The sequence below is a fragment of the Chelatococcus sambhunathii genome, assembly GCF_001418005.1.
Taxonomy (GTDB): domain Bacteria; phylum Pseudomonadota; class Alphaproteobacteria; order Rhizobiales; family Beijerinckiaceae; genus Chelatococcus_A; species Chelatococcus_A sambhunathii.
The window spans coordinates 259715-279562 of the sequence record NZ_LIOL01000005.1 but is presented as its reverse complement, the minus strand read 5'-3'; the positions used below and the strand labels follow the sequence as shown (position 1 = coordinate 279562).

Genomic DNA, 19848 nt, shown 5'->3' with positions numbered 1-19848 from the left:
GCCCCCTTTTTGATCCCTCGCCGCCTTTACGGCACCCTAAAGCGCGCCGCGTTCGTCCATCAGCCGCGCCACCGCCTCGCGCAATTCGGTCATGCCCTCGCCGGTGCGGCTCGACGTTGGCAGGACGACCGGGAAAGCCGCCGCGCGCTTGGCGAGCGCGGCCGCCGTCGCCGCAAGCCGTTTATCGAGCTCGGCACGCGACAGGGCGTCGGCCTTGGTGAGCACGATCTGGTAGGAGACGGCCGCCTTGTCGAGCAGATCGAGGACGCCAGCGTCGATCGGTTTGATGCCGTGGCGCGCGTCGATGAGCACATAGACGCGGGCGAGATTGGCGCGCCCGCGCAGATAGGCGTGAATGAGGTCGGTCCAGGCGGCGACCTTCTCCTTGCCGACGGCCGCATAGCCGTAGCCCGGCATGTCGACGAGCGTCAGCCGGCGCGGGGCCCCGTCCTCCGGGCCGATGCGGAAGAAGTTGAGCTCCTGCGTGCGGCCGGGCGTGTTCGAGGTGCGCGCCAGCGCCTTGCGGCCGGTCAGCGCGTTGACGAGACTCGACTTGCCGACGTTGGAGCGGCCGGCGAAGGCGATCTCGAGCCCCTCCATGGGCGGCAGGCCGCCGAGGGAGGCGGTCGCCCAGATGAAACCGGCCTCGCCCGCAAACAGCTTGCGGCCGATCTCGGCATGGTCGGTGGCGTCGTCGGTTGCCTCGTTCATCGTCCGAGGCTTAGGCCGTCAGCGCGCCCGCCGCAAGGCATCGACGTCGTTGCCGCGGATGAGAGCGAGGTTGCGTGTGATTTTTGCCGCGTCCCCGTCCCGTCAGCTGACGGTGGTCCCCCGCTCCGTCGCCGCTGCAACAAAGGACTGCGCCCGGCCAAAGCCGGGCGCGTTTCCGCAAATGAAGCCGACTCGTCCCGGTCAGGCCTTGGCGCGTCGCGAGAAGGTGTTGCGCAGGTTGCCCCACAGCTCGATCTTGACGCCGTTCTTGCGCATGATGAAGCCCTGCTGCAGCACCGAGAGCAGATTGTTCCACGACCAGTAGATGACGAGCCCGGCCGGGAACGACGCCAGCATGAAGGTGAAGATCACCGGCATCCAGGCGAACATCGTCTTCTGGATGGGGTCCGTCGGCTCCGGGTTCATCTTCATCTGCACGAACATCGTCAGGCCCATGATGATCGGCCAGATGCCCAGCATCAGGAAGTGGCCGATGACCGGCACCTGCGAGGGGTCCCACGGGATGAGGCCAAAGAGGTTGAAGACCGTCGTCGGATCCGGCGCGGCAAGGTCCCGGATCCAGCCGAAGAACGGTGCGTGGCGCATCTCGATGGTGACGAAGAGCACCTTGTAGAGCGCGAAGAAGACCGGGATCTGGATGAGGATGGGCCAGCAGCCGGCGAGCGGATTGATCTTCTCCTTCTTGTAGAGCTCCATCAGCGCCTGCTGCTGCTTCATCTTGTCGTCGGCATAGCGGTCGCGGATCGCCATCATCTCCGGCTGCACGGCCTTCATCTTCGCCATCGACACGTAGGAGCGGTTGGCGAGCGGGAAGAAGATGGCCTTGATGATGACGGTGACGAGGAGGATCGCCACGCCGAAATTGCCGAACAGCTTGAAGAAGAAGTCGATCACCCTGAACAGGGGCTTGGTGATGAAGTAGAACCAGCCCCAGTCGATGAGCAGGTCGAAGCGCTTGATGCCGAGCGCCTGCTCATAATGGTCGATGGCCGCGACTTCCTTGGCGCCGGCGAAGAGGCGGGTCGTCACCTCGGTCGTGGCACCCGGCGCGACCGTCTGCGGGCCGCCCAGCATGTCCGACTGGAAGCGTGGCCCACGCGCCCCCGGCGAGACCGAGAAGCGCCCGTCATAGGGCTGGTCCTGGTTGGGGACGACGGCCGCCGCCCAATACTTGTCCGTGATGCCGATGAAGCCGCCCGTCACGCCCTTGTAGACCTGGCCGCGCGTGTCGCCGGCAAGGACGGGATCCTTCTCCAGGCCGGAGTAGGAAACCTCCTTCAGGCCCTCGTCGCCGAGGACGCCGATGAGCCCCTCGTGCAGGATGTAGAAGCCTTGTGTCGTCGGCACGCCGTGGCGCGACACGAGACCGAAGGGATGGAGCGTGACGGGCTGCCCGCTTGTATTCTCGACACTATCCGTGACCGTGAACATCGCATTGTCGTCGACGGCGATCTGGCGCCGGAAGATCAGGCCCTCGCCGTTGTCGAAGGTGAGCGTGACAGGCTCGGACGGCGTCAGACGCTCCCGGTCCGCGCTCCAGATGGTGTTGGCGTCGGGCACCTTCACGGCCGTGCCCGCACCGGTCACCCAGCCAAACTCGGCGTAATAGGGATGGGGGCTGCCGGCCGGCGACAGCAGAACGATGTTGGGGCTGCGCGGATCTACCGTCTCGCGATAGGCCTTGAGCGAGATGTCGTCGATGCGGGCGCCGCGCAGAGACAGCGAGCCGGCGATCTTCGGCGTGTCGATAGCGACGCGGGGTGCCTGGGCCAGCGCCGCCTCGCGCGTCATGACCGCCGCAGGCGCCGCCCCCGCCGTCGGCGCGGCGGTGCCCCCGGCCCCGGAGGGTGCGGGCGCCGCAGAGCCGGCCTCGCCCTGCTGCAGGCTCTGCTGCTGCGTCTCGCGGCGCTGCTGCTCCATCTGCGGCACGCCGTAGAAATAATTCCAGCCGATCAGGACGATGACGGACAGGACGATGGCGAAGAGCAGGTTCTTGTTATCGCCGGTCATGGACGATCCGTTTCAGTTCCGGGAAAAGGTGCCGCGGCCAACGCCGACTGCGCCCGGGCACGCTTCGCGCCGAACGTTGTGGATGTGGTCTTTTCTGTCAGGGTCGCAAGGGCCCGGTCGAGATCCTCGACAAGGGCCGGAAAGGGAGCCGTCAAGGCGTCGCGCCGGGCCACCACCACGAAATCGATGTCGGCCTGCGGCCAGCGCGGAGCGAGTGCGCCGAGCGCGGCCCGCAGGCGCCGCCGGATGCGATTGCGCTCGACGGCACCTCCGGTCTTCTTCGTGACGGTGAGACCGAAACGCGGACCCGCGGGAATGATGCCTCCGCGGGGCTGCGCGCCGCGCAGCAAGGCCTGGACGCTCATGCGGCTCGTGTGAAACCGTCGGCCGCCCGCCGCCGCCTTGAACTCGGCGCGCTTGCGCAGGCGGGGCAGGCGCCCGCGCCGCCGTCCGGCTGCCGGAGCGCCCTGCATGGCATCGCCGCGGGGCGGCCTCAGGCCGACAGACGCTTGCGGCCGCGCGCGCGACGCGCCGCGATCACCTTGCGCCCGCCCTTCGTCGCCATCCGCGCGCGGAAGCCGTGGCGACGCTTGCGCACGAGCTTGCTCGGTTGGTAGGTCCTCTTCACGGCCTCATCTCCGATCGTGGACGCCGTCGATCCGGTGGGACCGCCCGGCGCCGCGTGCCGTCACGCGGCACATCTGCTGCTTGTTCTTTTGCGTTGGCTGCCGCAAGGCGACGGGAGTTGTCGCAGAACGACAAGCGGCGCCCCGACGAGCGCCGCCCAACCTGCGCGGCTTATGGCGGATGGAGGCGGGAAAGTCAATGCACGGGCACGTCGCATTGGCCGGCCCGACGGAGGTCGTCGGCGAGACATCACGAGGCGGTGACGCGTCCCATGCCGGGCTGGCCGGCCCTGCCATCTTCCGGCAAGTTGCTCCGGGGGCTGACCCGTGGTTCGCCGCGGGCCCGGCAAGGACAAGAGAAGCAGGCAGGCAAGGAACCGGCAATGAGGGCTGACGGGGATCGGGGCACGAAGCGCGGCCCCCGGCCGCGGCATCCCGCGCGGCGGTTCCTGCCGCTCGCGATCATCCTCGCCGGCACAGCGCTCGCGCTCGCGTTCGGCCTGCACCGGTACCTGTCCTTCGACCAGTTGCTCGCCCGGCGCGTCGAGCTCAAGCACTATGTCGACGGAAACCTGGCCGCCGCGCTCGTGGCCTACGTCCTCGGCTATGCACTCGTCGTGGCCCTTTCGCTGCCCGGCGGGCTTGTGCTCACCATCTTCGGCGGCTTCCTGTTCGGCTGGCTGATCGGCGGGCTCGCCGCCCTCGTCGCGGCGACGAGCGGCGCGCTCGTCATCTTCCTCGTGGCGCGCACCTCGCTCGGCGACGTACTGGCGGCAAAGGCCGGGCCCTTCTTGCAGCGGCTTGCCGCCGGCTTCCGCCGCGACGCCGTGGCCTACATGCTCTTCCTGCGGCTCGTGCCGGTCTTTCCGTTCTGGCTGGTCAATATCGCCCCCGCCCTTTTCGGCGTGCCCTTCGCCACCTATGCGCTGACGACCATCGTCGGCATCGTACCCGGCACCTTCGCCTTCGCCTTCGCCGGCGCGGGGCTCGATGGCGCGGTCGCGGCCCAGCAGGAGGCCTACGAGGCCTGCCTCGCGGCGGCGCGCGAGGCGTGCACGCTGACGCTGAACAAGAAGACGCTGATCAACAAGCACATCTTCATCGCCTTCGGCGCGCTCGGCTTCATCGCCCTCCTGCCGCCGCTGATGCGCCGGCTGTTCGCGCGCCGCCTCCAAGGGCTCGACAAAGGACTCGACAAGGGGCTCGACGACAACGGCCCGGTCCCGTAACCCTCGTTCCGAAGCAACCTGGGAGTGTGCCGTGGCGGAAACCTTGCGTCCGGACCTGTGCATCGTCGGCGCCGGCTCGGCCGGCCTGTCGGTCGCGGCGGCGGCCGCCGCCTTCGGCGTGCCGGTGGTGCTCATCGAGCGCGGGGAGATGGGCGGCGACTGCCTCAACGTCGGCTGCGTGCCGTCGAAGGCCCTGATCGCCGCGGCAAGGCGCGCCCACGACATCCGGCAGGCGGGCGCGTTCGGCCTTGGCACGCTCGACCCGCAGGTCAATTACGCCCGCGTGCGCGAGCATGTGCACTCGGTCATCGGCGCCATCGCGCCGAACGATTCGGCGGCGCGTTTCACCGCCCTCGGCGTGCGCGTGGTGCGCGCCAGCGCCCGGTTCGTGGCCCGCGACACGCTGGAAGCGGGCAACGTCATCGTGAAGCCGCGCCGCTTCGTCCTCGCCACCGGCTCGCGTCCGGCCGTGCCGGCCATCGCCGGCCTCGACAGCGTGCCCTTCCTCACCAACGAGACGGCCTTCGACCTGACGCGGCGGCCCGAGCATCTCGTCATCGTCGGCGGCGGCACCATCGGCCTCGAGCTGGCGCAGGCGCACCGGCGCCTCGGCGCGCCGGTCACCGTGATCGAGGCCGGACGCGCCCTCGGCCGGGAGGATCCCGAGCTTGCCGCCCATGTCCTCGCCGCCTTGCGCCGCGACGGCGTCGCCATCCGCGAGAACGCCACCGTCAGCGAGGTCGCGGGCGAGGATGGCGATATCCGCCTCGTCGTCGAGAACCGGGGCACCCGCACGGAGCTGAAAGCGAGCCACCTCCTCGTCGCCACCGGCCGGCGCCCCGCGACCGATGGGCTCGAGCTCGAGGCGGCCGGCATCGCCCATGACGAACGCGGCATCGCCGTGGACCAGCACCTTCGCACCAGCAACCGGCGCGTCTACGCCATCGGGGATTGCGCCGGGCCGGACGGCGGCGGCCGGCAGTTCACCCATGTCGCCAATTACCACGCGGGGCTCGTGATCCGCAGCGCCCTCTTCCGCCTCAGGCCGCGCGTCGACATGCGGGCGATGCCGCGCGTCACCTTCACCGATCCGGAACTCGCCGTGGTCGGCATGACGGAGGAGGAGGCGCGGGCGGACGGCGGACGCATCACCGTGCTGCGCTGGCCGGTGGCCGAGAACGACCGGGCCCAGGCGGAGCGGCGGACAGAGGGCGAGATCAAGGTGATCCTCGGCCGCGGCGGGCGCATCCTCGGCTGCGGCATCGCCGCGCCTGGTGCGGGCGAGCTCATCACCCCCTGGACGCTCGCCATGACCCGCAATCTCCGGATCAGGGACCTCGCCGGGCTCACCGTGCCCTACCCCACCCTCTCCGAAATCTCGCGGCGCGTCGCCATGTCATATTATACGCCGAGTGCCGCCAAGCCGATGGTGAGGCGGCTCATCGGCTTCCTGCGGCGCTTAGACTGAACGGCGCGCGAGCGGACGAGGCAGAGCGACGAAGACGGAGCGTCATGGACGCAAGGCCCGACGAGAGCATCGACAGCGAGCGCACACCGACGGGTGACCCGCGCGGGTCCGTCCGTTTCGGCCTGTCGGCGCGCCTGCTCGTGCTCACCGGCCTCTTCGTCATGCTGGCGGAAGTGCTGATCTATGTGCCCTCGGTCGCCAACTTCCGCCGCAACTGGCTGAACGACCGGCTCGCCGCCGCGCAGGTCGCGGGTGTGGTGCTGGAAGCCGTGCCACCCGGCGGCGTTCCCTCCGGCTTCGAGGAGAAGCTGCTCGCCGGCGTCGGCGCCCGGGCCGTGGCGGTGCGCGTCGGCGGTGCGCGGCGCCTGCTCGCCACCGCCGAGATGCCGCCCGAGGTCGCCCGCGTCATCGACCTGCGCGACACCCACTGGGCGACGCTGATCGCCGATGCCTTCGAGACGCTCGTCTTTCCGGCCCAGGGACCGGTGCGCGTCATCGGGGCCGGCAAGGGCGGGGCGGATTTCGTCGAGATCGTGATGGACGAGCGGCCGCTCAGGGTGGCAATGCTCACCTTCTCGCGCAACATCCTCATCCTGTCGCTCGCCATCTCCGGCATCACGGCCTTCCTCGTCTATCTCGCGCTCCACCTCATCATCGTGCGCCCGGTGCGCCGGCTCGCGGCCAATGTCACCGCCTTCGAGCACAACCCGGAGGATGCGGAGCGGGTCATCCGCCCCTCGGAGCGGCGCGACGAGATCGGCGAGGTCGAGCGCGCGCTCGCCCTGATGCAGGAGACGCTGTCGCGCGAGCTCCTGCAGAAGAAGCACCTCGCCAACCTCGGCCTCGCCGTGAGCAAGGTGAACCACGACCTGCGCAACCTGCTCGCCTCGGCCCAGCTCCTCTCCGACCGGCTGAGCCAGTTGTCGGACCCGACGGTGCGGCGCGTCGCGCCCAAGCTCATCGCGACGCTGGGGCGCGCCATCGCCTTCTGCGAGGCGACGCTCGCCTACGGCCGCGCGGCCGAGCCGCAGCCGCGCCGGCGCGTCGTCAGGCTGGCGCCGCTGGTGCGCGACCTCGCCGATTTCCTCGACCTCGCAGGCAACGGCATCACCTTCGTCGTCGACATGGACGAGGACATCACCGTCGACGCCGACCCGGACCAGCTCTCGCGCATCCTCATCAACCTCGGCCGCAACGCGGTGCAGGCCCTGGCGCAGGCGGGCGCCGGCCCCTCCGTGCCGACCCTCACCATCGCCGCCCGGCGCGACGGCCGCTCCACCGTGATCCGCGTCGCCGACAACGGCCCCGGCGTGCCGGCAAAGGCGCGCGAGCACCTGTTCGAGGCCTTCCAGGGCACGAGCCGGCGCGGCGGCGTCGGCCTCGGCCTCGCCATCACGGCCGAGCTCGTCGCCCTGCACGGCGGCCACATCGTGCTGGAGGAGGAGGGCCCCGGCGCCGCCTTCCGCATCCACCTGCCGGACCGCACGAACGGCAACGGCGCCTGAGCGGGGGGCCTGCAGGCCGCGCGGCCGCGTGCCGGACCCGCCACGTCGAGTTTCGTCCAGCTCAGCCGCGCCTTCGAACGGCCGGCCGGCCGACCGGTGGACAACGCAGAGGATTATCGCACGGCAGGGCTTGCCAAGCCGCCCGCGAGGCTTTAATTGAACGGCCTCGTCGCCGGACACTTCGCGTGAAGCCGGCACTGGTTGCGCCCGTAGCTCAGCTGGATAGAGCACCAGACTACGAATCTGGGGGTCAGAGGTTCGAATCCTTTCGGGCGCGCCATTTCTTGCTTGCGGATGTTCGCTTTCGAGAATTTAGTTATCGGCAGCGGGCTTGGGAGAAGCCGAGCCGCTGTTTACGTTATGCGAGCTGCCTTCCAGCTATTACGATTCCCTTGGATCCGCTGACCGCAACGGATTGCTCGTTGGCTCGATTGACGATAAGAACAGATGGGGAACGAGTCATGATTGACGGCTACGATGGACGCGCCATAGCGAACTTCACGCTCGACTTCTGTGAAGGGAACAGTCGACCGGTGACTAATCTCGCTCTTCAGAAGATCGTATATTTTTGCCACGTGTGGTCGCTTATTGAACTTGACCGCCCCCTAGTGCGACATGGGTTCGAAGCTTGGGAATATGGCCCTGTCCTCCCCTACCTCTATCACGAGTTTAAATCCTACGATCACCTGCCAATTGTCGGGCGCGCCACACGAATTGATCCGGCTGATGGCCAACGCCGCATTGTGCGGTATAATTTCGACATTCAGACCGAGTCGTTGCTAAGCGAGGTCGTTGGATTCTACTCTAGGCTGCCAGCAGGTGAACTAGTGACATTAAGTCACGCGAAAGGAGGTCCGTGGCATGCAGCTTGGAATCATGGGGGAATTGTGAATCCAGGCATGAAGATTGATAATTTCAAGATACAAGAGTTTTACTCGAAGGTGAGGTGTCCTTTCTCCGTTCAATAGGCAGGTGCTGCATGGCAGATTTGCGCATACCTTCGGTCCAACATCTTGCACGAAACTGGCGCGGCGATCCCAACGTTATAGCCAGAGCACTTGTTCAGCTGGCGCGCAATCCGCCTCAGTTCAATTACAAGCCGCTCTATTTAGCCACTCGAGACATGCTTCTGCTGAATGCTCCTTATGACGAGGTATTTCGAGGCATTCAGAAGCTACCGCGCGAAAGTGTTCGACAGAACCTTCTTGAAGTTCTTCCACTAATTCGCGATCATTTTTCCAATGTTTCCCCCCGCTTCTATCAAAGTGTTGATAGACGTTATTATCCGGTTGGACGCGGGTTGATGATACCCTTCGATCCACCAATGATTTACGGTGTAGGAGGTCAACTTTATTTCCCTTGGTTCAGCTTTTGGCGGCAGAACCCCCTTGCAGGTGAGCGACTTTCGCTCTTTGTAACACTTGTCGACGAAATCCTGATGCAGGATCCTGACCTTGAGGACGCGCGATTTGAAATTCTAGATTTCAGCTGCCCGGGACCAAAACAACCACGAGAGCTTCACGTTATCGACGCTAGAGATATCCCTCGCGTCGATATGCGCCGCAAGATCGAAATGCTGGAGTGTTTCGCTGAAGGCTACTTCAGAGCGCTTGAGAAATTGGCAGAGCCGTCACCACGATCATCGCCGGACTATCGCCCCGACAACCCGCCCGACCCCGATCAGCCCGGACTTTTTGATTGACGGCAGACGCATCGCGAGCCGCCTCACACACCGACAGCGCGCCGCGTCAATCATCCACGCGCTCAATCACCGCGACCTGCATCGTCGTGCGCAAGATGAAGCCGATCGATGCGTAGAGGCGGATGGCGGCGGTGTTACTGGCGAAGGCGTGCAGATAGGGCCGGTCGCCGCCGTGTGCGATCCGTCCCGCCACGTAGCGCGACAGCAGGCGGGCGAGGCCGCGGCCCCTCGCTTCGGGATGGGTGCAGACGCCGCTGAGTTCGACGTGACCCGGCTGGGCCATGCGCTCGCCGGCCATGGCGACCAGCCGGCCGTTCTCGCGCACGCCCCAGAAGCGGCCGATGTCGAGCGCGCGCAGGGTGAAGGGGCCGGGCTCGGTGAGCGCGGCGAGCGCCAGCATGTCCTCGGCATCCGCCGGCGTGAGCCGCCGCGCGATCCTGTCGTCCTCGAAGGGCGCGTGGCCGCCGTCGGCCAGCATCTGGACGCCTTCGGCGCGCCTGATCGCGCGAAGGCTCGCGGGCAGGCGGATCTCGCCGGCCTGCAGGAGGACTGCCGTGTCGCCCGGCTCCAGCAGGGTCCCGAGCGCTTCGAGGCTTTCCGGGCTGTCGTCGGCGCTTGCCGCGAACGGCACGATCGAAGGGCGATACCGCCGCGCCTTCGCATCTCCGTCGGCGAAGGCCTGGTGCCGCGAGGTCAGCGAAGCCCAGGCCGGGCGATCGAGCTCATGCGAGGTCATCCTGTCGCTCCTCCACGGCACGCGCCGTCAGCGGCTTTCGCGCGAGCCCGTCCTCGATGCTGCCGATATGCGCCAGAAGCTCGTCGCCGAATCCCGCGCAAAGATCGGCCACCGCCTTCTCGACGCGGAGCCAGACGCCCTCCCGCGCCGCAGCCACGAAGGCCACCCCGTCCGGCGAGAGGGAGACGAGCCGCCGGCGGCCGTCTTCCGCCGCGGTGGTGACCGCGACGAGGCCGATCCCGGCGAGCTGCCCGACAGCCCGGGTGATCCCCGGCTGCGCGACGCCGAGCAGCGCCGCGAGCTCGCCCACGGTCAGCGCGCCGTGCTTCGACAGCGCCGCCAGGAGCGGATGCTGGCCCGCGGCCACCGGCGGCGCCAGCTCGCTCAGGATCGGCTGCACCTCCGCCTGGAGCCGCTCGCCGAGCCGCTTCAACCGGCTGCCGAGCGTCATCAGGCCAAGAGAGCGTAGCGTGTCTTCGGAGGAGTTTTTATTTAACATGTTATATATCATGTTATATAAATAGCGGCATGTCAAGGTGGAGACCCGAGCGGCCGGGCATCATCTTGCGATCCGTGGCGCGAACGGACCGCTGACGAGTCCATCCCCCGGCACGGCCGTTTCCGCCCGCCTCACAAAACTCCCGACAGCCGCGCCACGAGCCCCCGCGCGCCCGCCGTTACATCCGCCCAGGTCGTGTCGAAGCCGGCCGCTTCGCCGTAATAGGGATCAGCCACCGCCTCGCCGGCGCGGCCGGGAACGTGGTCGAGCAGCAGGCTCACTTCGGCGCCTGCGCCTGCCGGGCGCAACGCGAGGAGCCGGGCGAGATTGTCGTGGTCGAGCGCCACGACATGGGTGAAATGCAAAAAGTCCTCGCGCACCACCTGCCGGGCGCGATAGCCGCTGATGTCGATGCCGTTGCGGGCGGCCACGGCCTGCGCCCGCCTGCCGGGCGCCTTGCCGACGTGCCAGTGCTCCGTGCCGGCCGAATCGACGAGGAGGTCGAGCCCCGCCCGCGACGCCTCGGCCCGCATGGCCGCCTCCGCCAGCGGCGAGCGGCAGATGTTGCCAAGGCAGACGAAGAGCACGGCGGGTCTATCGGGCATCGAAGCTTTCCAAGGCGGCGACGGCCGGGAGGGGGGCCGCCGCCCGTCCTTTACCACAATCGCCGGCCGCATCGCTCCTGCACAGCGGCGCGGGGCGGAACCGCCCTCACACCATCGGCGGGTTGAGCCGCGCAAAACCCTCCTGCCGGTGATAGGGGAAATGCGGATAGGGCGGCGTCACGCGGCTCGCCGCGTCGAGCTTCGCCATCTGCTCGGCGGTGAGGCGCCAGCCCAGGGCGCCGAGGTTGTCGCGCAGCTGCGCCTCGTTGCGCGCGCCGATGATGACGGAGGCCACCGTCGGGCGCGCGATGAGCCAGTTGAGGGCGATCTGCGGCACCGTGCGGCCGGTCTCGGCGGCGATCTCGTCGAGCGCGTCGACGACGCGGTAGAGCCGCTCCTCCGGCACCGGCGGGCCGAAATCGGCGGTTTCGTTGAGGCGGCTGCCAGCGGGCACGGGCGCGCCGCGGCGGATCTTGCCGGTCAGGCGGCCCCAGCCGAGCGGGCTCCAGACGAGGGCGCCGACGCCCTGGTCCTGCGCAAGCGGCATCAGGTCCCACTCGTAGTCGCGGCCGACGAGCGAATAATAGATCTGATGGGCCACGTAGCGCGGCCAGCCATGCCGCTCGGCAAGGGCAAGGGACTTCATGAGCTGCCAGCCGGCGAAGTTGGAGACACCGACATAGCGCACCTTGCCGGCGCGCACGAGCGCGTCCAGCGTCGCCAGCACTTCCTCCACGGGCGTGCCGGCGTCGAAGGCGTGCAGCTGCAGGAGGTCGATGTAGTCCGTGCCGAGGCGGCGCAGCGCATCCTCGGTCGCCGTCACGAGGCGGGCGCGCGAGGCGCCGGCGTCGTTCGGCCCCTCGCCCATGGGCAGCGCCGTCTTGGTGGAGATCAGCACCTTGTCGCGCCGGCCGCGGATCGCCTCGCCCAGCACCTCCTCCGAGGCGCCATCGGAATAGACATCGGCCGTGTCGAACAGGTTGAGCCCGGCCTCGAGGCAGATGTCGAGGAGACGGCGCGCCTCGTCGGCATCCGTGTTGCCCCAGGCGCCGAAGAGCGGCCCCTTGCCCGCAAAGGTCCCCGCGCCGAAGGACAGGACCGGCACCTTCAGCCCCGATGCTCCCAACCGCCTGAATTCCATCGTCCATCTCCTGCTCGTCTGGCCATCCGGCCGCTCGCGGTGAGAGATGGAACCGGCCGGCGGCGTGAACTAGCATGGTGGAAGGCACAGGATCTGTGACTTCAGTTCACATCGAACGGGATAGAACGGCGTCATGAGTCGTCTCGACATCAACCGCTCCGGCGAGATGGAGGTCTTCGCGCGCGTCGTCGAGCTCGGCAGCTTCTCGGCCGCGGCGCGCCGCATCGGCATGACGCCCTCGGCGGTCAGCAAGCTCGTGGCGCGGCTCGAAGGTCGGCTCGGCGCGCGGCTCGTGCACCGCTCCACGCGCCAGCTGCGGCTCACGCCCGAGGGCGAGGCGTTCTACGGCCGCTGCCGCGCCGTCCTCGCCGCGATCGCGGAAGCCGAGCGCGAGGTGGCGGCGGGCGCCGTGCCGCGCGGGCGGGTGCGCGTCAACAGCAACGTGCCCTTCGGGCTGCACTGGCTGATGCCGCTTGTGCCCGGCTTCCTCACGCTCTATCCCGAGATCACCCTCGACATCGTCGCGACCGACATGGTCATCGACCTCATCGACGAGCGCGCCGACGTCGCCATCCGCGTCGGGCCCATGCGCGCCTCGCCCCTCATCGCCCGCAAGCTCGGCGAGAGCCGCATGGCCGTCGTCGCCTCGCCGGACTATCTCGCCCGCCACGGCGCGCCGGCGACGCTCGAGGAGCTCGAAAGGCACAACCGCATCGCCTTCAACTTCACCCGCCTCGTCGCCGGCTGGCCTTTTCGCGACGCTTCAGGCGCGACCGTCACCGTGCCGCCCGTGGGCAATGTCCTCGTCGGCGACGGCGAGAGCGCGCGCCGGCTCGCGCTCGCCGGGGCGGGCCTTGCCCGTCTGTCGCATTTCCACATCGGGCCGGACCTCGCCGCCGGCCGGCTCGTCGAGGTGCTGGCCGACATGAATCCCGGCGATACCGAAACGATCCATGCCGTCTTCATCGGCCAGGGCGCACAACTGCCAGCCCGGGTGCGCGTGTTCCTCGATTATCTCGCGGACCACGCGCGGGTCGGCTGAGCGTTCCCGTCGCGATATCTTTCGTTTTCGCTTTCGTTGTGGCCGAATTGTTTTCGATAGGCATTTCGTTTATGCTGCCGCAGGTTGAATGAGCGCGGCTGGTGGCCGCGCGATCGGGGCAAGCGAGCGGAGCCAAGGCGTGCAAGAGAAGGTCTTCGACCTCGCCATCATCGGAGGGGGCGTCAACGGCTGCGGCATCGCACGCGATGCGGCCGGGCGGGGGCTTTCGACCATCCTCTTCGAGCAGAACGACCTTGCCAGCGCCACCTCCTCCGCTTCCACCAAGCTCATCCACGGCGGCCTGCGCTATCTCGAATATTACGAGTTTCGCCTGGTGCGCGAGGCGCTGATGGAGCGCGAGGTGCTGTGGAAGCTCGCGCCCCACATCATCCGGCCGCTGCGCTTCGTGCTGCCGCACCATGCCGGGCTGCGCCCCGCCTGGATGCTGCGCCTCGGCCTCTTCCTCTACGACCATATCGGCGGCCGCAAGCTGCTGCCGGCGACGCGCCGCCTCGACCTGCGCCACGATCCGGCCGGCCGGCCGCTCAAGGGCGGCTATGCCACCGCCTTCGAATATTCCGACTGCTGGGTGGAGGACGCGCGCCTCGTCGTGCTCAATGCCCGCGACGCGGCCGAGCGCGGCGCCGCCATCCACCCGCGCACGCGCGTCATCGGCGCCGAGCGGCGCACCGACCATTGGCTCGTCACCGCCGAGCGGCGCAGCGACGGCGCCCGGATGACGGTGAAGGCCCGCATGCTGGTCAATGCCGCCGGCCCCTGGGTGGCCGACGTGCTGGCCGGCATCGTGCGCGAGAAGGCCCCGGCGGGCGTACGCCTCGTGCAGGGCAGCCACATCGTCCTGCCGAAGCTCTTCGATCACGACCGCTGCTACATTTTTCAGAACAGCGACGGCCGCATCGTCTTCGCCATCCCTTACGAGCACGACTTCACGCTCATCGGTACGACGGATCGCGACTATCGCGGCGACCCCGCCGCCGTCAGGGCGAGCGAGGAGGAGATCGGCTATCTCTGTGCCGCCGCGAGCGAATATTTCGCCAAACCCGTGCGGCGCGAGGACGTGGTGTGGACCTATTCGGGCGTGCGACCGCTCTACGACGACGGCGCCTCCAAGGCTCAGGAGGCGACGCGCGACTACGTGCTCAAGCGCGAGGGCGAGGGAAACGAACCCTTCCTCCTCTCCGTCTTCGGCGGCAAGATCACCACCTACCGCCGGCTCGCCGAGGCCGTGCTCGACAAGCTTGCGCCGCAACTGCCCGAGGCGGCGCGGGCCAAGGCCGGGTGGACGGCGGGTGCGCCGCTGCCGGGCGGAGATTTCCCGCATGACGGCTACGACGCGCTGACCCGCCGCATCGCGGGCGAGCATCCCTATCTCGGCGGTGGCATCGCGGCGCGCCTTGCTCGAGCTTACGGCACGCGGGCCTTCGCCATCCTCGAGGGGGCCCGCGCCATGGCAGACCTCGGCCGCCAGTTCGGCGCCGGTCTCAGCGAGCGCGAGGTGGACTATCTCATGCGCGAGGAATGGGCGATGACAGCCGAGGACGTCCTGTGGCGCCGCTCCAAGCTCGGTCTGCGCCTGACCCGGGAGGAGGCGGCCGCGCTCGACGATTTCATGGCCGCGCGGCTCAGGCAAGCGGCCTGAGCGGCTGCAGCCCGCTCCGATCAGGATCGGAGCGGTTCTGGTGCGGGCGATGCGCATCCGCTAGCGTCGGCCACAACAGGAAGCCGAACCGCAAGAAGCCGAACCGGAGGGAACATTCCTTGGCCACCTACGTTCTCGCCATCGACCAGGGCACCACCTCCTCGCGAGCCATCCTCTTCCGGCCCGACACCTCCATCGCGGCCGTGGCGCAACGCGAGTTCCCGCAGCATTTCCCGGCCTCGGGCTGGGTGGAGCACGAGCCGGAGGACCTGTGGGAGACGACGCTCGCGACCTGCCGCGAGGCGCTCGACAAGGCCGGCGCCGCGGCGCGCGATGTCGCCGCCATCGGCATCACCAACCAGCGCGAGACGACGGTGGTCTGGGACCGGGCGAGCGGCCGGGCCATCCACCGCGCCATCGTCTGGCAGGACCGGCGCACGGCGCCGCTCTGCGCCCGGCTGAAGGACGAGGGGCACGAGTCGCTGTTCACGGCGCGCACCGGCCTCATCCTCGATCCCTATTTCTCCGGCTCCAAGATCGCCTGGATCCTCGACAACGTACCCGGCGCGCGCGCGCGGGCGGAGCGCGGCGAGCTCGCCTTCGGCACTGTCGACAGCTTCCTCCTGTGGCGCCTCACCGGCGGAAAGGTCCATGCGACTGATGCGACCAACGCAGCACGCACGCTCCTCTTCGACATCCACAAGGGGGAGTGGGACGAGGATCTCATGCGCCTTCTCGGCGTGCCCCGCTCCATGCTGCCAGAAGTGCGGGACTGCTCGGGCAGGTTCGGCGAGAGCGATGCCGCGCTCTTCGGCGCGCCGATCAGCATCTGCGGCATCGCCGGCGACCAGCAGGCGGCAACCGTCGGTCAGGCCTGTTTCACGCCCGGCATGGTGAAATCGACCTACGGCACGGGATGCTTCGCGCTCGTCAACACGGGTGATGCCCCGGTCGCTTCCAGAACCAAGCTGCTCACCACCATCGCCTATCAGCTCGACGGCCAGCGCACCTATGCGCTCGAGGGCTCCATCTTCGTCGCCGGGGCGGCGGTGCAATGGCTGCGCGACGGGCTCGGCATCATCACCGACGCCGCCGCGACCGGACAGCTCGCCGAGGATGCCGACCCGACGCAGCAGGTCTATCTCGTGCCTGCCTTCGTCGGCCTCGGCGCGCCCTACTGGAACCCGGACGTGCGCGGCGCCCTCTTCGGCCTGACGCGCGGCACCGGCCCAGCCGAACTCGCCCGCGCGGCGCTGGAGAGTGTCTGCTACCAGACCGCCGATCTCCTCGCCGCCATGCGCGCTGACTGGCCGCAGGCGGACGGCGCCGAGACGGTGCTCCGGGTCGACGGCGGCATGGTGGCGTCGGACTGGACTATGCAGCGCCTCGCCGACCTGCTCGCCGCTCCTGTCGATCGGCCGGTGGTGAAGGAGACGACGGCGCTCGGCGCCGCCTATCTCGCCGGCCTCGCCGCCGGCGTCTTTCCCGCCCCGGCACAGTTCGCGGACTTGTGGCGGGTGGAGCGGCGCTTCGCGCCCGCCATGAGCGAACCGCTGCGCAAAGCCAAGCTCGCCGGCTGGCGCGAAGCGGTGACGCGGCTCGTCATGCCGGTGGGTTAGGCCCTACAGTACCTCCTCCAGCCAGTCGTAGACGACGGCGAGGCCGAGCGGCAGGTTGCCGACTTGGCAATGCATGTCCGCCCCCTCGGCGCGGGTGAAGACGTAGCGCGTCACGCGGCCGCCGGCCCGCGAAGCGAAGACGTCGAGCTGGCGCAGCGCCTCCTCGCCCTCCCCTTCGCCGACGACGGCGAGCGTCGGGCAGGCAATGCGCTCGAGCCCCTCCTCAGCACGGAAGTCGGCGAGGCGCTTCAGCCAGGCATGCGTGCCGTCGACTCCGTAGCGGCGGCAGGCGGATTTGAAGGAGAGCTTCATCGTCACCGGCATCATCTCGTCCGGGATCTCGTCCACATAGGCGAGCGGCAGGTCCTCCATCTCCTCCGCACCGGGCGGCATGAAGCCGAGGAGATAGGCCTTGAGATCGACGATGGGCGAGTTGAGGACGAGGGCCTTGAGCCGGGGATCGTGGATGGCGGCGCGCGTCGCGAAATAGCCGCCGAAGCTCACGCCATAGAGCCCGAGCCTGTCGCCGTTGATATCCGGCCGCGCCAGCGCCGCGTCGATGACGGCGGCGAGCGGCGCCTCGTAGTCCGGCCGGAAGACGAGGTCCGGGTAGCGGCGCATGGCCGAGACCTGCCCCGGCCCCTGGGCGAGCAGCACGTTGAAGCCGCGCTCCAGGCCGGCACGGGCCGCCGAAAAGAACATTTCCTCGTTTGTGCCGTCGAAGCCAGTGATGGCGACGAGCGTGCGCCCGTCGACGGCACCGCCCGCCGGCGCACAGAAATAGCCGGGCAGCAGCACGTCGCCGAAAGGGATGTCGATGGCGATGACGTTGTCGGCGAAGAGGGGCATCGCCGCGGCGAAGCAGCGCTGGCTGGCGAGCCCGTACTGCAGCGCCTCGCCGACGAAAGGGTCGCAGAAATATTCGGCCGACCGGTAGTACATCGAGGCCCGGCCATAATGCTCGCGCGCGCTGACGCGGTGGCCACGGCCGAGCGCGACATCGGCCATGCGCTCGATGCCGGCGGCGAGATCGGCGAAACGGCGCGGCCATTCGCGCGGCGTTTCGTCGAGCCCGGCCCGGGCGGCGAAGATCTCCCCCGGCGCGCCGCCGCCATAGCTGGCGGCGCCCAGCATGCGCATCAGCTGGAAATCGAGTTCGGGATTGGCAAATCCCGTAATGCGCGTCGCCGTGCGTTCGATGGCCACCATGCGTCTCTCCCGATACGTGTTGATCCCCGCCCCCGCGAGGGGGCATTAGTGGCAAAACTGGCTGATTGCGCGAAGCCGCGCGTGGAGCGGAGGCATCTTACGTCCATGAGCGACCGTATAGAAACCGATGTCGTCATCGTCGGCGCCGGGCCCGTCGTGCTCTTCGCCGTCTTCGAGCTCGGCCTCCTCGACATCCGGGCCCATGTCATCGACATCCTGCCGAAGGTCGGCGGCCAGTGCGCGGAACTCTACCCGGAGAAGCCGATCTACGACATTCCCGGCTTCCCCATGGTCACCGGCCAGGGGCTCGTCGACAATCTTATGGCGCAGATCGAGCCCTTCCACCCGACCTTCCATCTCTCGGAGATGGTGGAGACGGTCGAGAGCCTCGGCACAGCCGAGGCGCCGCTCTTCCGCCTCAGGACCGACGCGGGCACCGAATTCGTCACGAAGGCCATCATCATCGCGGCCGGGGGCGGCTCGTTCCAGCCCAAGAAGCCGCCGATCCCCGGCATCGAGGGCTTCGAGGGCTCCAGCGTGTTCTATGCCGTGCGGCAGATGGAGCCCTTCCGCCACAAGCGCATCCTCATCGTCGGCGGCGGCGATTCGGCCCTCGACTGGACGGTGAACCTCGCACCGCTGGCGAAGCGCCTGACGCTGCTGCACCGGCGCGACGCCTTCCGCGCGGCGCCCGATACCGTCAACAAGATGCGCGCCCTCGTCGCCGCGGGAGCGATGGACTTCCACCTCGGCCAGGTGGTCAAGCTCGAGGGCAAGGCACCGGTGCTGGAGGGGGCCGTGGTGCGCCGCGACGACGGGTCGACCTTCACCATCGCCTGCGACGTGCTGCTGCCCTTCTTCGGACTCACCATGAAGCTCGGCCCCATCGCCGATTGGGGCCTCAACCTCCACGAGAACCTCGTCCCGGTCGATACCGAGAAGTTCGAGACGAGCGTGCCCGGCATCTTCGCCATCGGCGACATCAACAGCTATCCGGGCAAGCTGAAGCTCATCCTCTCCGGCTTCCACGAGGGGGCGCTCGCCGCCCAGCGCGTGTTCCACTACGTCTATCCGGACAAGCGCCTGGTCTTCCAGTACACGACCTCCTCCACCAGCCTGCAGAAGAAGCTCGGGGTCCACGCCTGAGGCCGCCCTGCGTCGCGGACATGCCAACCCGGCTCGCCCGCGGCTTGACGCTGGCCGCCCCCGCGTCGTCACATGCCCTCAACGAGCATCCGGCGCACGGCGGCGGATGCCACTGACGGGGGAGGTGGGATGACACTATCGATCTTCGATCTGTCGGGCCGGACGGCCCTCGTCACGGGCTCGGGCCAGGGCATCGGGCTCGCCATCGCCCGCGGCCTTGCCGCGGCGGGCGCGCGCGTCGTCCTCAACGGCCGTGACGCGGCCAAGCTCGACAAGGCGGCCGGGCTCATCCGCGCGGCGGGTGGCGAGGCGGTGGCGATGCCGTTCGACGTGACCGACGCCACGGCGGCGCGCGAGGGCGTCGCCCGCATCGAGCATGAGGTCGGGCCGCTCACCATCCTCGTCAACAACGCCGGCATCCAGCGCCGCGCCCCGCTGGAGGATTTCGCCGACGAGGACTGGCACCAGATCATCCACACCAATCTCGACAGCGTCTATTACGTCGGCCAGGCGGCGGCGCGGCACATGATCCCGCGCGGCTACGGCAAGATCATCAACATCTGCTCCGTCATCAGCGAGCTCGCGCGTCCGACCATCGCGCCCTATGCCGCGAGCAAGGGCGCGGTGAAGATGCTGACCAAGGGCATGGCGGCGGACTGGGGCCGCCACGGCATCCGCGTCAACGGCATCGGCCCCGGCTTTTTCGCCACCGAGATGAACAGCGCCCTCGTCGAGAACGCCGACTTCACCGCCTGGCTGACCAAGCGCACGCCGCTCGGCCGCTGGGGCGAGGTGGACGAACTCGCCGGCGCCGCCATCTATCTCTCCGCGCCGGCCTCGGACTTCGTGACTGGCCACGTGCTCTATGTCGACGGCGGCGTCACCGCCTCGCTCTGATCTCGCGCTGAAACGTGACAAC

19 protein-coding genes and 1 tRNA gene are annotated in these 19848 nt (G+C 68.6%); 11 read left to right on the top strand and 9 right to left on the bottom strand.

The genetic code is table 11. The features are described 5' to 3' along the window. Positions 1-36: 36 nt before the first annotated feature. From yihA to rpmH, 4 genes are all read right to left on the bottom strand, one after another. A complete protein-coding gene (yihA, locus tag ASC46_RS12365; RefSeq protein ID WP_055459598.1) occupies positions 37-711 on the bottom strand; it encodes a ribosome biogenesis GTP-binding protein YihA/YsxC in 675 nt (224 codons plus the stop codon). 201 nt (positions 712-912) lie between these two features. Beyond that, on the bottom strand, positions 913-2742 hold the full coding sequence (gene yidC / locus ASC46_RS12360) for a membrane protein insertase YidC (protein WP_055459597.1): 1830 nt from the start codon (positions 2740-2742) through the stop codon (positions 913-915). Next, the gene (gene rnpA, locus ASC46_RS12355) at positions 2739-3215 is read right to left on the bottom strand and encodes a ribonuclease P protein component (RefSeq protein WP_055459596.1); all 477 of its coding nucleotides are present in this window, start codon (positions 3213-3215) and stop codon (positions 2739-2741) included. The genes yidC and rnpA overlap by 4 nt, the downstream gene beginning before the upstream one ends. Before the next feature lie 20 nt (positions 3216-3235). After that, entirely contained in the window at positions 3236-3370 is a 135-nt protein-coding gene (rpmH, locus tag ASC46_RS12350; RefSeq protein WP_055459595.1) for a 50S ribosomal protein L34, read from the bottom strand. Between the two features lie 381 nt (positions 3371-3751). Between rpmH and ASC46_RS12345 the strand changes: the two genes are divergently transcribed. The 6 genes from ASC46_RS12345 (at position 3752) to ASC46_RS20870 (ending at position 9272) form a co-directional block, all read left to right on the top strand. After that, complete coding sequence (locus tag ASC46_RS12345; protein ID WP_055459594.1) at positions 3752-4597, top strand: TVP38/TMEM64 family protein; 846 nt, start codon at positions 3752-3754, stop codon at positions 4595-4597. Positions 4598-4628: 31 nt separating this feature from the next. Then, complete coding sequence (locus ASC46_RS12340; RefSeq protein WP_055459593.1) at positions 4629-6065, top strand: dihydrolipoyl dehydrogenase family protein; 1437 nt, start codon at positions 4629-4631, stop codon at positions 6063-6065. Between the two features lie 44 nt (positions 6066-6109). Continuing rightward, positions 6110-7570, top strand: coding sequence for a sensor histidine kinase (locus tag ASC46_RS12335; RefSeq protein WP_082464819.1), 1461 nt, complete (start codon positions 6110-6112; stop codon positions 7568-7570). Between the two features lie 203 nt (positions 7571-7773). Beyond that, a tRNA-Arg gene (locus ASC46_RS12330) sits at positions 7774-7850 on the top strand. Between the two features lie 181 nt (positions 7851-8031). Next, a complete protein-coding gene (locus tag ASC46_RS20875; RefSeq protein ID WP_072249496.1) occupies positions 8032-8538 on the top strand; it encodes a Panacea domain-containing protein in 507 nt (168 codons plus the stop codon). Between the two features lie 11 nt (positions 8539-8549). Beyond that, the gene (locus ASC46_RS20870; protein ID WP_072249495.1) at positions 8550-9272 is read left to right on the top strand and encodes a hypothetical protein; all 723 of its coding nucleotides are present in this window, start codon (positions 8550-8552) and stop codon (positions 9270-9272) included. Positions 9273-9318: 46 nt separating this feature from the next. On the opposite strand, the gene ASC46_RS12325 is transcribed toward ASC46_RS20870, so the two are convergent. The 4 genes from ASC46_RS12325 to ASC46_RS12310 all read right to left on the bottom strand — a co-directional run bounded on the left by ASC46_RS12325 (position 9319) and on the right by ASC46_RS12310 (position 12253). Beyond that, positions 9319-10008 carry a GNAT family N-acetyltransferase gene (locus ASC46_RS12325; protein WP_055459592.1) on the bottom strand — a complete coding sequence of 230 codons (690 nt, stop codon included), beginning with the start codon at positions 10006-10008 and terminating at the stop codon, positions 9319-9321. Continuing rightward, positions 9995-10507 carry a MarR family winged helix-turn-helix transcriptional regulator gene (locus tag ASC46_RS12320; protein WP_055459591.1) on the bottom strand — a complete coding sequence of 171 codons (513 nt, stop codon included), beginning with the start codon at positions 10505-10507 and terminating at the stop codon, positions 9995-9997. The genes ASC46_RS12325 and ASC46_RS12320 overlap by 14 nt, the downstream gene beginning before the upstream one ends. Positions 10508-10638: 131 nt before the next feature. After that, the gene (locus ASC46_RS12315) at positions 10639-11112 is read right to left on the bottom strand and encodes a low molecular weight protein-tyrosine-phosphatase (protein ID WP_055459590.1); all 474 of its coding nucleotides are present in this window, start codon (positions 11110-11112) and stop codon (positions 10639-10641) included. A gap of 106 nt (positions 11113-11218) precedes the next feature. Further along, complete coding sequence (locus ASC46_RS12310) at positions 11219-12253, bottom strand: aldo/keto reductase (protein WP_055459589.1); 1035 nt, start codon at positions 12251-12253, stop codon at positions 11219-11221. A gap of 133 nt (positions 12254-12386) precedes the next feature. On the opposite strand from ASC46_RS12310, the gene ASC46_RS12305 reads away from it, so the two are divergent. From ASC46_RS12305 to glpK, 3 genes are all read left to right on the top strand, one after another. Next, positions 12387-13295 carry a LysR family transcriptional regulator gene (locus ASC46_RS12305; protein ID WP_055459588.1) on the top strand — a complete coding sequence of 303 codons (909 nt, stop codon included), beginning with the start codon at positions 12387-12389 and terminating at the stop codon, positions 13293-13295. 88 nt (positions 13296-13383) lie between these two features. Next, on the top strand, positions 13384-14955 hold the full coding sequence (gene glpD, locus ASC46_RS12300; RefSeq protein WP_055459587.1) for a glycerol-3-phosphate dehydrogenase: 1572 nt from the start codon (positions 13384-13386) through the stop codon (positions 14953-14955). Between the two features lie 119 nt (positions 14956-15074). After that, positions 15075-16574, top strand: coding sequence for a glycerol kinase GlpK (gene glpK, locus ASC46_RS12295; protein ID WP_055459586.1), 1500 nt, complete (start codon positions 15075-15077; stop codon positions 16572-16574). A gap of 3 nt (positions 16575-16577) precedes the next feature. On the opposite strand, the gene ASC46_RS12290 is transcribed toward glpK, so the two are convergent. Continuing rightward, positions 16578-17783, bottom strand: a complete 1206-nt coding sequence (locus ASC46_RS12290; protein WP_055459585.1) for an alpha/beta hydrolase family protein — start codon at positions 17781-17783, stop codon at positions 16578-16580. Between the two features lie 105 nt (positions 17784-17888). Here ASC46_RS12290 and ASC46_RS12285 point away from each other — a divergent pair, with 105 nt between their 5' ends. Continuing rightward, positions 17889-18929, top strand: a complete 1041-nt coding sequence (locus ASC46_RS12285; RefSeq protein WP_055459584.1) for an NAD(P)/FAD-dependent oxidoreductase — start codon at positions 17889-17891, stop codon at positions 18927-18929. A 129-nt stretch (positions 18930-19058) separates the two neighbouring features. Then, on the top strand, positions 19059-19826 hold the full coding sequence (locus ASC46_RS12280; protein ID WP_055459583.1) for a glucose 1-dehydrogenase: 768 nt from the start codon (positions 19059-19061) through the stop codon (positions 19824-19826). Positions 19827-19848: the final 22 nt, after the last annotated feature.

Excerpts from the sequence above, each read along its gene's own strand:
- yihA (WP_055459598.1), bottom strand. The coding sequence starts at position 711 with ATGAACGAGGCAACCGACGACGCCACCGACCATGCCGAGATCGGCCGC.
- yidC (WP_055459597.1), bottom strand. The coding sequence starts at position 2,742 with ATGACCGGCGATAACAAGAACCTGCTCTTCGCCATCGTCCTGTCCGTC.
- rnpA (WP_055459596.1), bottom strand. The coding sequence starts at position 3,215 with ATGCAGGGCGCTCCGGCAGCCGGACGGCGGCGCGGGCGCCTGCCCCGC.
- ASC46_RS12345 (WP_055459594.1), top strand. The coding sequence starts at position 3,752 with ATGAGGGCTGACGGGGATCGGGGCACGAAGCGCGGCCCCCGGCCGCGG.
- ASC46_RS12335 (WP_082464819.1), top strand. The coding sequence starts at position 6,110 with ATGGACGCAAGGCCCGACGAGAGCATCGACAGCGAGCGCACACCGACG.
- ASC46_RS20875 (WP_072249496.1), top strand. The coding sequence starts at position 8,032 with ATGATTGACGGCTACGATGGACGCGCCATAGCGAACTTCACGCTCGAC.
- ASC46_RS20870 (WP_072249495.1), top strand. The coding sequence starts at position 8,550 with ATGGCAGATTTGCGCATACCTTCGGTCCAACATCTTGCACGAAACTGG.
- ASC46_RS12325 (WP_055459592.1), bottom strand. The coding sequence starts at position 10,008 with ATGACCTCGCATGAGCTCGATCGCCCGGCCTGGGCTTCGCTGACCTCG.
- ASC46_RS12320 (WP_055459591.1), bottom strand. The coding sequence starts at position 10,507 with ATGTTAAATAAAAACTCCTCCGAAGACACGCTACGCTCTCTTGGCCTG.
- ASC46_RS12315 (WP_055459590.1), bottom strand. The coding sequence starts at position 11,112 with ATGCCCGATAGACCCGCCGTGCTCTTCGTCTGCCTTGGCAACATCTGC.
- ASC46_RS12310 (WP_055459589.1), bottom strand. The coding sequence starts at position 12,253 with ATGGAATTCAGGCGGTTGGGAGCATCGGGGCTGAAGGTGCCGGTCCTG.
- ASC46_RS12305 (WP_055459588.1), top strand. The coding sequence starts at position 12,387 with ATGAGTCGTCTCGACATCAACCGCTCCGGCGAGATGGAGGTCTTCGCG.
- glpD (WP_055459587.1), top strand. The coding sequence starts at position 13,384 with ATGAGCGCGGCTGGTGGCCGCGCGATCGGGGCAAGCGAGCGGAGCCAA.
- ASC46_RS12290 (WP_055459585.1), bottom strand. The coding sequence starts at position 17,783 with ATGGTGGCCATCGAACGCACGGCGACGCGCATTACGGGATTTGCCAAT.
- ASC46_RS12285 (WP_055459584.1), top strand. The coding sequence starts at position 17,889 with ATGAGCGACCGTATAGAAACCGATGTCGTCATCGTCGGCGCCGGGCCC.
- ASC46_RS12280 (WP_055459583.1), top strand. The coding sequence starts at position 19,059 with ATGACACTATCGATCTTCGATCTGTCGGGCCGGACGGCCCTCGTCACG.